Origin of the sequence: Streptomyces sp. NPDC046831 (genome assembly GCF_040645305.1) — a bacterium.
Lineage (GTDB): Bacteria > Actinomycetota > Actinomycetes > Streptomycetales > Streptomycetaceae > Streptomyces.
In genome coordinates, this window is sequence record NZ_JBEYXZ010000002.1 from 12,820 (window position 1) to 24,953 (window position 12,134).

10 protein-coding genes and 1 pseudogene are annotated in these 12,134 nt (G+C 75.8%); 4 read left to right on the forward strand and 7 right to left on the reverse strand.

The features are described from left to right. Positions 1 to 31: 31 nt before the first annotated feature. The 4 genes and pseudogenes from ABZ920_RS01940 to ABZ920_RS01955 form a co-directional block, all read right to left on the reverse strand. Positions 32 to 2,035: a DUF1996 domain-containing protein gene (locus tag ABZ920_RS01940; protein WP_361498343.1), complete on the reverse strand. Its 2,004-nt coding sequence runs from the start codon at positions 2,033 to 2,035 to the stop codon at positions 32 to 34. Positions 2,036 to 2,369: 334 nt separating this feature from the next. Continuing rightward, positions 2,370 to 2,792, reverse strand: a pseudogene (locus ABZ920_RS01945) (MFS transporter); the annotation flags it as partial. A gap of 327 nt (positions 2,793 to 3,119) precedes the next feature. Continuing rightward, complete coding sequence (locus ABZ920_RS01950; protein WP_361497675.1) at positions 3,120 to 3,296, reverse strand: hypothetical protein; 177 nt, start codon at positions 3,294 to 3,296, stop codon at positions 3,120 to 3,122. A gap of 296 nt (positions 3,297 to 3,592) precedes the next feature. Continuing rightward, positions 3,593 to 3,907 carry a hypothetical protein gene (locus tag ABZ920_RS01955; protein WP_361497678.1) on the reverse strand — a complete coding sequence of 105 codons (315 nt, stop codon included), beginning with the start codon at positions 3,905 to 3,907 and terminating at the stop codon, positions 3,593 to 3,595. A 774-nt stretch (positions 3,908 to 4,681) separates the two neighbouring features. Here ABZ920_RS01955 and ABZ920_RS01960 point away from each other — a divergent pair. The 4 genes from ABZ920_RS01960 (at position 4,682) to ABZ920_RS01975 (ending at position 9,410) form a co-directional block, all read left to right on the forward strand. Continuing rightward, complete coding sequence (locus tag ABZ920_RS01960) at positions 4,682 to 5,242, forward strand: DUF2243 domain-containing protein (RefSeq protein ID WP_361497681.1); 561 nt, start codon at positions 4,682 to 4,684, stop codon at positions 5,240 to 5,242. 17 nt (positions 5,243 to 5,259) lie between these two features. Beyond that, a complete protein-coding gene (locus tag ABZ920_RS01965; RefSeq protein ID WP_361497684.1) occupies positions 5,260 to 6,132 on the forward strand; it encodes a cytochrome c oxidase assembly protein in 873 nt (290 codons plus the stop codon). Between the two features lie 582 nt (positions 6,133 to 6,714). Further along, complete coding sequence (locus ABZ920_RS01970) at positions 6,715 to 8,499, forward strand: FUSC family protein (RefSeq protein WP_361497687.1); 1,785 nt, start codon at positions 6,715 to 6,717, stop codon at positions 8,497 to 8,499. Positions 8,500 to 8,504: 5 nt separating this feature from the next. After that, the gene (locus ABZ920_RS01975) at positions 8,505 to 9,410 is read left to right on the forward strand and encodes a LysR family transcriptional regulator (protein ID WP_361497690.1); all 906 of its coding nucleotides are present in this window, start codon (positions 8,505 to 8,507) and stop codon (positions 9,408 to 9,410) included. 64 nt (positions 9,411 to 9,474) lie between these two features. Here the strand turns inward: ABZ920_RS01975 and ABZ920_RS01980 are convergent, their stop codons facing one another. The 3 genes from ABZ920_RS01980 to ABZ920_RS01990 all read right to left on the reverse strand — a co-directional run bounded on the left by ABZ920_RS01980 (position 9,475) and on the right by ABZ920_RS01990 (position 12,041). Then, on the reverse strand, positions 9,475 to 10,431 hold the full coding sequence (locus ABZ920_RS01980; protein WP_361497693.1) for a restriction endonuclease: 957 nt from the start codon (positions 10,429 to 10,431) through the stop codon (positions 9,475 to 9,477). Between the two features lie 225 nt (positions 10,432 to 10,656). Continuing rightward, a complete protein-coding gene (locus ABZ920_RS01985) occupies positions 10,657 to 10,932 on the reverse strand; it encodes a hypothetical protein (RefSeq protein WP_361497696.1) in 276 nt (91 codons plus the stop codon). A 206-nt stretch (positions 10,933 to 11,138) separates the two neighbouring features. After that, on the reverse strand, positions 11,139 to 12,041 hold the full coding sequence (locus ABZ920_RS01990) for an SDR family oxidoreductase (RefSeq protein WP_361497699.1): 903 nt from the start codon (positions 12,039 to 12,041) through the stop codon (positions 11,139 to 11,141). Positions 12,042 to 12,134: the final 93 nt, after the last annotated feature.

Sequence of the window (12,134 nt, forward strand, 5' to 3'; positions counted from 1 at the left end):
TGCCGCCGGGCCGGGGTCGCGCGAGGGTGTCTCACACCGAGGAGCGCCTGACCCGGCGGAGCAGGACGAAGCCGCCGATCATGAGGACCGCTCCGGCCGCGGCCGGCCACAGCTGGGCACCGGTCTCGGCCAGGCCGCCGCTGACGGCCTGCGGCCGGGTCTGCGGTCCCGCGGTGGCCGGGGGCTGTGCGGGGGCGCCGATCTCCCCGGCGCCGTCCGCGGCCGAGCCGCCCTGCGGCGCGGCGCTCGCCGGGAGCCTCGTGGCGGACATGGTCGTGTCGGCCTTGGGCTCCACCGCGCCGGACGCGCCGTCGCCCGCGGGCTGCGCGGTCGGCCGGCCGGGAGCCGCCGTCTGCTGATCCTGCGCATCACCCTGGGAGTCCTGAGGGTCCTGGGGCTGCTGAGGCTCCGCGGGCTGCTGCGGGTTCTCCGGCTGCTGAGGGTTCTCCGGCTGCTGAGGCTCGCCGGGCTGCTGCGGTTCCCCGGGCTGCTGCGGCTGCTGAGGGTTCTCCGGCTGCTGGGGCTCGCCGGGCTGCTGCGGCTCCTCCGACTGCTCGCCGCTGCCCGAGCCCTGGCCCGCTCCCGCACCGCACTGCCGGCCGCTGTTGATGCAGTCGACCACCTCACGCATGAGGTCCTCGTCGAAGACGTTGATGAAGTCGCCGTGGTCCGTCACCGGCTTGTGCAGCTGCTCGGGGAAGGAGTCGACGGCGAACAGCGGGGTCGTCCGGCCGCCGTCCTGCAGGCTCGGGGGGTCGACGTCGTAGACGATGCGCTGGACCAGCTGCGGGATCGCCCGGAAGTCGTCCGGGCAGCTGCCGTCGGCCGCGGCGAAGGCGACGTGGGTGCGGTGGTTGGCGCTGTCGATGTTCCGGCCGTCCCAGCAGCTCTGGAAGCGGAAGGTGCGGACCACGTCGCTGCCCTCGGGGCACAGCGGGTACTTGTCCTTCAGCTGCCGGTCCTCGAACCCGGTGCAGCTCCAGGAGGCGTTGGCGTTGCCGGGGCCGTTGACGAACGCCTTGGCGTCGCCGGTGATGATGCGCAGCAGGCGTGGCATCGCGGTGACCTCGGAGCGCGGGCTGCCCACGAAGGTCAGCGTCACCTCCCGGGGGGTGACGATCTTTCCGACGTTGCCCTCGGTCCCGCCGCCGGGGGCGTCGGCGTCCCGCTCGCGGCTTCCGTCCTGCAGCCGCAGCACCGGCCAGTAGTACGTGGACTTGTCGCCCTCGTCCGCACAGGTGGTGTCGGCGTTGGCCAGGTCCTCGTCGCTGGCGAAGGCGTTGTTGGCCTGGTTGCCGACGTAGTCGTGGAAGTGGTGGGCCCCGTTGGTGACGCCGGGGGCGACGATGATGTTGTCGGAGTTGAACAGGCCGTTCTCGTTCACTCCGCAGCTGCTGCTGAACGTGCCCCGGGACGCGTCCGCCCCCGGGTTCGCGGCCGCCGCCTGGGGCTGGACGGTGGTGATGTCGGCGTAGTCCGCGGCGACGGGTCCGTTGCCGCCCTGGCCGCCGTTCCCGTTCTGGTCCTGCCCGTCCTGCTGCGCGTCGCCGCCCTGGTCCCCGCCGTCGTTCCCGTTCTGCCCGTCGCCGTCGTCACCGGCGCCCTGGCCCTGCCCGTCGCCGCCCTGCTGGTTGCCGGACGCGCGCAGGTCGCAGGCCGCGAGGTCCCGCAGCCCCTCCGGGCGGTCGCCCGCATCGTCGATGGCGTCCTCGATGCGCCCGATCGTCTCCGTCCGCTTCTCCTCCAGCGGCTGCATGATCGAGTCGTCCGCGGAGCCGGGGTCCTCCCCCTCGGCCCGCGCCGCCTCCTGCAGTTGCCGGTAGGCGGCGGCCACCTGCTCGTCGAGTGCGGCGAGTTGCGTGTCGACGTCGGCCCGCGCCGCGTCGGGTACGGCGGTCAGGCGGTCGCCCACGTCCGGGCAGTCGATCGTGGCCGCCGCCATGACCCGGTTCCCGCCGTCCGCCGCCGCCCCCCAGGGGTCCTCGGTGGCCGACGCGTACACGTTGGCCGCGACCAGCCCGCCCCCGCCGAGCATCAGGGCCACCGCGGCGAAGGTGGCGCGTCGTGGGCCTGTGGGTCGTCTGCGCGTGTTGCGTCCCAAGGGAAGCACTCCTAGGCGTGTGGTCGGCCGGACAGGGAAATACCCCCGCTCCATACGCACTGCGGCCCAGGAGTGTTCAATCGCCCCTCACCTTCACACCGGCCTCATGGCCTCGAGTCCGGTGGCGCGGAGCCCGGCAGCCCTCCAGCCGGTTCTCGTGATGATCGCTGTGCGAGCACAGATCGCCGTCGTCAGCCGGCCGTCCGCCGCGGGCGGCTGACACCCGGATCGCCTCCCGGCGGTCCTGCGAGCCACCGCCGGAGGCGGTCTGCGCAGAGACCCGGTACAGCTCCTTGGAGGTGACGATCAGTGCGCGCTGTTCCTCCCGCCATCCGACCATCGGCTGCGATCCGTTCGGCGGTACCTGGGCGGTCTCCGGCAGGGACTTCCAGGAACTTCACCGTCACCGGGCCGATGACGCCGGCCGGCATCAGGTCGTTGCCGGTGGGGTGCACCAGGGCCTCGGTCCGAGCGGGGTGGTGCCGCCGAAGGCGGAGACGGCGACGTTGAAGCCGATACCCATGGCGGCGTAGCGGACGGCGGTGGGGAAAAGCGCGGGCAGGGTGGCGGCGCTCGGCGCGGCCAAGCAGGCCCGCCGGGTCGAGAGGATGAGCACCCCGGCGACCGGCGCCCAGGTGCCGTGCGCCTTGAGCAGCAGGAAGGACGGCACGGCGAGCAGGATCATGGCGGCCTCGCGCTTCCTGCGCCGCACCCTGCGGGTCAGGTCAGTGCGGACCTGTCCGGGAGGTTCGGCACAAGAGCCGGCACCTCGACCGTGCCGTGGAGGGGAGCCCGCCGGTGGGCGCCGCGTCAGCCACGCTGCTGCCTTCCTGCCACTTTCACACGCTCCTCGCTCGCGCGAGGGCGGCGCCGCCCTGTCCCTTCGGCGCACGTCGGAGCGGCTGCCCGGGGTCACGCGAGGCACACGGCACCACCGGGAACGGCTCGACGGACCGGGCGGGAACGAGGCCGCGGCAGGGCTGGAGAGCGGGGTGTGCCGCGGCGCCCGGCGAGCCCCTCAGCGCCTGCGGCCGCGGGCCGACCAGCCGCTGCCGACGCCCGCCAGGTGCAGGGCCAGCAGGGTCAGCCCGATGAGCATGATGTTGGACGAGCTGAAGGTGTCGTTGGTCGCTATGTCGGCCGCGTTGATGAGGAAGGCGATGAAGAACAGGACGGCAGAGACGATGGCCAGCACGGTGCACGCTTCCTTTCCAGTCGGGTGGACGCCGTGGCGTCGCGTGCTGTCCGGATGCCCCCGACCCGGGCACCGCATACGGAGGGTCGGCGCCCGCCAGCGCCATGTGCCCGCGGACCTGGTGTCCGCTCCCCCGCCCGTGCGCGCCGGGTGCCCGTGCGCGCCCTTCTGCCGTGCCGTGCCGTGCAGTCGCCCGCCCCGCCGACGGTGCCGCTCGGGTGGAAACGGGCGGCGCCCGGCGGGTCCTCCCGGCCGGGCGCCGTCCTGTTCACCTCACGAGCAGGGCGCCGTACCGGTCACGCGCCCTCGGTCCTTCCCTGACCTCGCCCCTTCCCCTTGCCATGGACCCCTCCGTGGCCCTTCCCCTGACCCTTGCCGAGGCCCGTCCCCCGGCCCGCGTCCCTGCCGCGCTCGTCGCCGGGCGTGAGGACCGGGGACACGAGGTCCTGCGCCGCGTCCAGCGCGGTCGGGACGGGACCGGTGCCGGCCGCCCCCGCCGCCTGGTCCTCGCCGGCCTGGGCGGGCAGGACCGGACCGAGCAGGAGGCCGCCCCCCAACGCCAGGACGGCCACCACCCGCCGACCGCCGACGCGCCCCAAGTGACCCGACAAACGCCCACCTCCCTGTGCCGGCCGGGCCGATCGCCCGGCAGAGGCAGGTTGGCAGAGTCCACGCCGGCACGGCCGCGTCTCGCCGTTCACTCCCACGGACGGGGGACGGCCGGGCGGGCGGGTGACGGCGGCCGACGCGGCGCGCCCGTCACCGCCCGAAGGCGGTGGTCCGGGACGCTGATCGGCCGCCATCCGCCCGGCGCCCCGGACGCCGACGGGCCGCGGCAGACCCGGCGGGCGGACCGGCCGGCGGCGCGTGCCCGGCGAGCGGGCGGTGACGGGCAGCGACGAGCGGGCGGCGCCGGGCCTCGGCGGGCGCCGCCCGCGGGGGACGCGGTGCGCGGACCGGGCGGCGGCCATGCACCGGAGGCGGCCATGCACCGGAAAGGGGGAACCGGTGCGGGGAACGGCGTGCGCGGGGTATGCGCTGACCACAGTGTTCGGTGAAGCGAGAGGAAGCGCCGTGATCTTCACGCTCTGCACCGCGGGACCGCTGGTGCTGGCCGCCCTTCTGCTCGGCCAGCAGAGCGCCCGCCGCCCCGCCCCGCGTCACAGGCGCGGCGCCTGACTCACGCCGGCACCCGTCCGCTTCCGGCCGCGCCGGCCGTGGCCGGACCGATTCGCCGTACGGGAAGTGGCCCTTTCCTGATGGGCCCCGCCCGGCGAACGGTGGTTGGGTGGACGGCGCGGTGACTGGGAGCCCCCTGCCGGGAGACCCGGCGCGACGACCGCGGGAAGGCCGCTCGGGCCACCGGTGACGAGAGGACGTGCGAGATGACGAGCGCAGAGGCGGTCCGGGCGGCCGTACCCGCACCCGGGAGCATCCGGCTGCCGGGCATCGTGCTGGGCGTGGGGCTGGGCGGCTTCGTCGACGGCATCCTGCTGCACCAGCTCCTCCAGTGGCACCACATGCTGACAAGCACCAACCACGACCGCATCGGCGTGAAGTACTACGACCCGCGCACCGTGTCGGGGCTGGAGATGAACACCGTCTGGGACGGCGTCTTCCACGCCGTGTGCTGGGTTGCCGTGATCACCGGTCTGGGCATCCTGTACGCCCGGGTCACCCACGACCGGCGCGCGGTGTGGACCTCGCGGGTGCTGTGGGGATGGATCGTCGTCGGCTGGGGGCTGTTCAACATCGTCGAGGGCCTCCTGGACCACCAGATCCTGGGCATCCACCATGTGCACGGCGGCCCGTACCAGGCATGGTGGGACGCCGGCTTCCTCGTCCTCGGCGCGTTGCTCGTGGCGGGCGGCTACGCGTTGCAGCGGGGCGGCCGGCCGCCCGGCCCCGCGGGCGCCGCCGGCACCGCGGGAGCGCGGGGCGCCTGATGGACGGGGGACATCCGATGCACTCCCCCGCGCACACGGCCGGCGGCGGCGCCGCACCCGGGACGGTGCTGATCGCGCTGCTCCTGCTCGGGGCGGCCGGGGGCTACCTGCTGCTCGCCCGGCGCGCCCGGCGGCGCCATCCCGAGCCCGGCCGGTACGGACGGCGAGCGGCCTGTTTCCTGACCGGACTCGCCCTGCTGGCCGTCGCCCTGCTGCCGCCGCTGGCTCCCGCCGCGCACACGGACTTCCGCGCGCACATGCTCCAGCACCTGCTCATCGGCATGTACGCGCCGCTGGCACTGGTGCTGGCCGCCCCGGTCACCGTGCTGCTGCGGGCTCTGCCGCCGCCTCGTGCCCGCCGGGTCACGGCCCTGCTGCACAGCCGGTACGCGCGCGTGTCCGCCCACCCGGCCGTCGCCCTGGCCCTGAGCACCGGCGGACTCGTCCTGCTGTACTTCACGCCGTTGTACAACGCCTCGATGGACCACCCGGCGGGCCACTGGCTGCTGCACGCGCACTTCCTGCTCTCCGGCTGCCTGTTCGCCTACGCCGTCGCGGGCCCCGATCCCGCGCCCCGCCGGCCCGGTGTACCGGCGCGGCTGGTGTACCTGGGCGTGGCCGTGGCGGTGCACGCGCTCGTGTCGCAGGCCATGTACGGCGGGTTCTTCGTCGACGTCCACGCACCCGTCGACCAGGTCCGCCAGGGCGCGGAGCTCATGTACTACGGCGGGGACATCGCCGAACTGCTGCTGGCCGGGGCCCTGGTGACCACCTGGCGGCCCGAAGCCCGCACCGCGGCGGCCCGGCGGCGCGGACGCCGGAACGCGGGGTGGACACGTGCGGTGATCCGTCGGGCCGACGGCGCGGCCGGGGAGGCGCCGTCGGGCTGAGCCCTCCGGGGCGGGCCTCCGCCGCGCAGCGGGCGGTCCGCCCGTCGGACAGCGCCCCGCGGGCGGTCTGCCCGTCGGACAGCGTCTCGCGGGCGGTCTGCCCGTCGGACAGCGTCTCGCGGACGGTCTGCCCGTCGGACAGCGTCCGTGGAGGCCATCGCGGCCGGTCCGCGACATGGGCTCCGGACGGGCGGCGTCCGCCCGTCCGACGGGTCGCCCGTGGCGAGCACCGGCTCCCACGTGGGTGCGCGGCTGCCCGCTGTGGGCCGCTCCCCCATCGACGGCGCGACCGACCGATGCCGTCAGCGCATGGAGACGGTCACTGACTGCGTTCCGCGTCACAGGTAGGGTGCCCGCACGCCGCCGGAAGCGCATCGTGGCTGGTCAGCAGATATGTATGCACTCAGAGAATGATTCCTCGCCTTCCTTGGTCATTGGACGCATGCATCGAGGTGACCGAACCTGGAGACGTCCCCTCCCACCGCCGCCGGCCGGCGGCGCAGTCGTCGCGCGCTCCGGGTCTCCCACGGGCGCGGCGCCGGCCCGGCTTCGGCTCTCGGCACACGAAAGGATGCGGCCCGTATGACTTCAGCAGCCCGCGCGCGCCTGGGGCGCCTCCCCGGCGGTGCCACATGGCCGAGGCCGCGTACCTCGCTCCGCGTCCCGCCGGTCACGCTGCCGGTGGCCGCGGCGGCACGGGGCGCCGTCGCGCTCGCCCTGCCCCTGCTCGCCGGTCTGTGGACCGGTGCGGTGATCCCGTCCGTGATCGCGGCGATCGGTGCCCTGTGGGGGGTGGGCCAGGACGGCTCCGATCCCTATCGGCTGCGCGTGCGGCGGCTGGGCTGGATGGGACTGGCCGCCGCGCTCGGTCTGCTCGCCGGTGAGCTGGCGCTCCGCAGCGGGCAGACCCTGGCGGTGCCGGCCTGCCTGGTCGTCGCAGCCCTGGCCGCCGGTTCGATCAGCCTGCGCGGCCGCGTCGCCTCCGTCTCCGGCATGCACCTGCTGCTGGGCGTCACGATCGGCACCGGCATCCCCGTGCCGGGCCCGTGGTGGCACGCCCCTCTCGCGCTGCTCGCCGGGGTGGGCCTCGTCGTCGTGCTGTCCGCGACGCCGTGGCTGTGGCGCCGCCACCACATCGAGCGGACGGCCGTCCTCGCCGTCTACCGGGCCGCCTCGGACGCGCTGTCGGCGGCCGGCTCGCCCGGCGCCGAGGCCGCCCGCCGGCGGCTGACGGCCGCCCTCGACCACGCCCACCAGGTCGTGGGCCGCCATCTGACGCGCCGCGCGCCGTCGAGGCCGGAGCTGCGGGCCACCTTGAGGGCCTTCGACGTGGCGGTCCGGCTGGGCGAGGTGACGTCCGCGCTGGTGTGGGAGGCACGTCCGCTCCCCTGGACGGTGACGCGCCTGCCCCTGACGATGGCGCAGCGCCTGCTCCCGGACGCGGACGGAGCCTCCGCGGGGACCGCGGCCGCCCCGGTCGCGGCGGACGTCACGGGCCGCTCCCCGGGCCTGCGGGCGCTGGCGGAGCTGTCCGCGGAGGCCGGCGACGCCCGCGGCGACGACGTCACACCGCGGCTGCCGGCCCTGCCGCACGAGCGGTCGGCCCAGCTGCGCTTCGCCGTGCTGCTGGCGGCCTGCGTGCTCGTGGCGCAGCTCTGCGCCGACGCGCTGCACGGCCCGCGCGGCTACTGGCTCCCCATGACCGTCGCCTTCGTCTACAAGCCCGACTTCGGGCCGGTGTTCCGGCGGGCCGTGCACCGCTGCGCCGGCACGGTCGCCGGCGTGGCCGCCATCGGCGCGGTGACGCTGCTGACGACGGACGCCTACGCCCTCGTCGGCGCCGTCGCGGCCTTCGGCGCGCTGATGGCCGTCGGGGTGCGGCATCACTACGCGCTGGCCACGACGGGGCTGACCGCCGTCGTGCTGGTCCTCGTCGACATGCTCGGCGACCACCGCGCGCTGTACGGGCCGCGCATCCTGGACACCGCCCTGGCGGCCGTGATCGTCCTCGTGGCGCACTTCCTGCTGTGGCCCGACTCGGCGGCCCGGCGGGCCGCCGCGGTGACCGAGACCGCCGTGGCGGCCGCCCGGCGCTACCGCGACCTCGCCCCCGAGGCGGCTCCGGCCCAGCGGCACGCCCTGCGCCGTGCCGCCTACCACCAGCTCGCGGAGGCGCGACGGGCCGTCGCCCACGCGCAGGGCGAACCGGGCCGGCCGGTCCGGAACCTGCCGGACCGGGAGCGGGCCATCACCGCGGCCGAGCAGCTCTGCGACGCCGTGAGCGCCCGGTCCCTGACCGGTTCGCCGGCCGCGCCGCCCCGGCGGCCGGCCTCTCCCCCCGCCCTGTGCGGTGCCGGGGGAGAATGAGCGGGATGGATCTCCAGGTACTGCGTTCCTTCCAGGCGGTGGCCGAGGGCATGACGGTCACCGAGGCCGCCGCCGAGGCCCACATCACTCAGCCGGCGCTGTCACGGGCGTTGCACCGGCTCGACGAGGAGGTGGGCGCCGAGCTCCTGCAGCGTGTCGGCCGCGTGCTGCGGCCGACACCGGCCGGCCGGGTGTTCAAGGAGTACGTGGACGCCGTCCTCGACGGGTACGACCGGGGACGGCGCGCGGTCGCCGAGGTGGTCGACCCGGAGGCCGGCGTCGTCTCGCTGGCCTTCCTGCACACCCTGGGGACCTGGCTGGTGCCGGAGCTCGTCACCGGCTTCCGGCGGACGTTCCCCCGGGTCCGCTTCGAGCTGTACCAGAACGAGGAGAACGGTCTCGTCCAGCACCTCCTCGGCGCCACCGCGGACCTGATCATCACCAGCGACGACCCCGGCCACCCGCTGATCACCTGGCGGCGGCTCCTGGTCGAACCGCTCTGGCTCGCCGTGCCCACCCAGCATCCGCTGGCCCAGCGCCGGCGGGTCCGCCTGGCCGAGGTCGCACAGGAGCCCTTCATCCTGCTCAAGCCCGGCTACGGGCTGCGCGGCATCACCGAGTCGCTGTGCCGCCGGGCGGGCTTCACCCCGCAGATCGGCTTCGAGGGCGAGGAGGTCCACACGCTGCGGGGCCTGGTCGCGGCCGGGCTGGGGGTGTCGCTGATCCCCTCGTCGCCCGACGCCGCGGCACCCCAGGACTTCCCGATCCGCTACCTGGAACTCACCGACGTGCCCGGGACCCGCGACATCGGCATCGCCTGGCTGTCCGGGCGGACCCTGCCCCCGGCGCCGCGGCGGTTCATCGACCACGCGCTCGGCGCCACGGCGGGAGCGGCGGCGGCAGGGGACTGAACCCACGGCCCTGGGGGACCGAGCCGGGCGCCGGCCCCGGTCCGCGCGCCGCGCACCGGCCGGGTCAGCAGCGGGGCTCCTCGGCCGCGGCCGGCATCCGCCACGGCTCCGGGCCCGTGCCGTCGCTCCACGCCCGCAGGGCCTGCCCGTCCACGCACACGATCCCGCACTGCGCGGCGTACTCGGCGGCCGGGGCGGTGAAGTCGCTGGTGGTGACGACGACGGCGACGTCGGCCTCGTGGACGGTGTAGCAGGTACCGCCGAAGCGCTGCAGATCCTGCGAGCCGACCCTGTTGGAGTCGCAGTAGCGCTTGCACTGGACGACCACGCGCCGTCCGTCCGGAGCCACCGCCAGCACGTCGGCGCCGAGGTCGCCGGCGCCGCCGACGACCTCCACGTCCACGCACCCGTCGCGCCGGCACAGTGCGGCCACCGCCTGTTCGAACGCGTCGGCGTCCAGGGCGTCGTAGTCGACGGGGGCCTCCGCGCCGGGCGGGGCCGCGGGGGCGTCCGGGAGGACGACCGTGTCCTCCACGAGGACGGTGTCGTCGACCACGGCCGGGTCCTGGATGACGACCGTGTCCTCGACCACGGGCCCCCCGGCGGCCGGTCCGGGCGCGACGACGGCCGTGGGCACGGCCGTGCGCGCGGGCTGCGGCGGGGCCGCCGCTGCCCGTGCCTGCCCTTCCGGCGTCTCCCGTTCCAGTTCGTCGAGCGCCGCCATCGCCGCCTCCTCCAGCGCGGCGGCGGCCTGCTGCGCGGTCCTCCTCGCGGAGAACCGGCGTCGCCGGCGCCGCAGGGCCAGGGCGGTGGCCGCGGCGACGAGGCACAGGGCGACCGCCCACGCGGGGCGGCGTTCGAGGGCGTCGGCCGCCGCGCGGGCCGCGAAGCCCAGCACGCACACGACGATGGCGAGGAGACCGAAGAACAGGGCGGTCGCGCGGAGGTCGAAGGGGCGCCGGCGGCCGGCACGGACGGTGCGGCCGCCGGTTCGGGGTATGCGGCGTGCGGGCGTGGCCACGGTGGTGTCGCTCCTCCCTCGACTGGATACGAAGATCACTCCCGCCGTCTGCCCGGAATCGAACAGTTCATCGTTCCCGGTGGCCGCCGCTCGGCGGCGAATCGCTGCTCCGCAGCGACGGCGTCACGGACCGCTGCTCCGCACCGACGGCGTCACCGGGACCCGGAGCAGCACGGGTGCCTTCCCCCGGCCTCCCGAACGCGTACGGTTCTGTGCGTTCCCCCCTCACTCCCCGGTCGCCGCCGTGGCGGCGTCCGGGGCCGGACCGCGTCCGGCGGCCCGCGCGAAGTGGAGCTCGGGGTCCACCACGCTGTCGGCGCGCAGCGGCCTGACGTCGGCCCGGTAGCTCGTCGAGGTCAGCCACGGCATCCGGTCGCCCTGCCGGGGCAGCCGGTCGACGGCGCGCCGGACGTAACCGGCGGCGAAGTCCAGGAACGGCCGGGTCGGCGTCGCCGGATCCGCCGGCACCGGCCGGCACATGTCGTACCCGTGGGCGTCCATGTGGGCCGGCAGTCGGCAGAAGTCGGAGGCCGTCAGGGAGCCGGGGGCGCGGGGTGGGTGCTGCCGGCGGGCCGACGGGCGGTGGCGGGCGGTCGCGCGCGCCGGCGGCGGAACGTCCCGTCCGCCGGTCCGGGGCACGCGCGTGGCCGTCGGCGTTCGGCGCCGGAGGGCGGCGCGCGCCCGGGGCCGGGCGGAGTTCGCGACGGTCAGGCGTGGCGGGTGCGCTGTGCGCGGCGTGCGGCGTGTTGGTGCTCGTCCACCCGGCCGCCCGCGCCGAGGGGGCCCGTGGCGGTCAGCGGCTGCTCGGACTCCAGGCGCGGGATCTCGTGGCGGGACACACGCAGGACGACGGGCGGCAGCGCGGCGCGCGCCACCTGTGCGAGCCGCAGCCAGGCAGGCACGTACACGGCGGTGCGGCGCCGTTCCACGGTGCGGGCCAGCCGGGCGGCCACGTGGTCCGCCGCGTGCACGCGGCGGGCGGGCGGCGGCATGTGTCCGCGCAGCTCGCGCAGCACCGGGTACCGGTCGGCGTCGCGGATCATGTCCGTGTCGGTCCAGTTGATGTAGGCGATGCCCACGGCCACCCCGCGGTGGGCCACCTCGGCCTGGAGGGAGTGGGCGAAGGCCTCGACGCCCGCCTTGGAGGCGCAGTAGGCGCTCATCATGGGTGCGGCGCCGAGCGAGGCCAGCGACGCCACCTGGAGGTGGTAGCCGGCCGTCTCCAGCAGGTCGGGGAGGAACGCCTGGGCGGTCTGGGCACTGCCGCCGAGGTTCACGTCGACCACACGGCGCCAGGAGGCGAGGTCCGACGTGGCGAACGGGCCGCCCTCCGCGATGCCCGCGTTGGCGACGACGGCCGACGGCCGGCCGAGGCGCTCACGGACCTGACGGGCGGCGCGGGCCAGCGCCTCGCCGTCGGTGACGTCGACCTCGATGGCGAGGGCCGCGGTGGGCAGCGCGGCCGCCACCGCGTCCAGCTCCGGCTTCTCGTGGCCGAGCAGGGCGAGCCGGGCACCGCGGTGGGCGAAGGCGCGTGCCAGCGCCGCGCCGAGCCCGCGCGCGGCTCCGGTGACCACGACGGTGCGTCCCTTGAGCGGACTGTCGGACACGGGTGGCCCCTTTCGTTCGGCGTCCCCATCGGTCTCCGGGTCCGGCGGTGCCCCGCGTGGTCCTGTCGTGGACCTCGCGGGAGCCGGCCGTGG

Bases quoted from the DNA above. Each gene is read 5' to 3' on its own strand.
- ABZ920_RS01940 (WP_361498343.1), bottom strand. From the start codon at position 2,035: ATGCTCGGCGGGGGCGGGCTGGTCGCGGCCAACGTGTACGCGTCGGCC.
- ABZ920_RS01960 (WP_361497681.1), top strand. From the start codon at position 4,682: ATGACGAGCGCAGAGGCGGTCCGGGCGGCCGTACCCGCACCCGGGAGC.
- ABZ920_RS01965 (WP_361497684.1), top strand. From the start codon at position 5,260: ATGCACTCCCCCGCGCACACGGCCGGCGGCGGCGCCGCACCCGGGACG.
- ABZ920_RS01970 (WP_361497687.1), top strand. From the start codon at position 6,715: ATGACTTCAGCAGCCCGCGCGCGCCTGGGGCGCCTCCCCGGCGGTGCC.
- ABZ920_RS01975 (WP_361497690.1), top strand. From the start codon at position 8,505: ATGGATCTCCAGGTACTGCGTTCCTTCCAGGCGGTGGCCGAGGGCATG.
- ABZ920_RS01985 (WP_361497696.1), bottom strand. From the start codon at position 10,932: ATGGACGCCCACGGGTACGACATGTGCCGGCCGGTGCCGGCGGATCCG.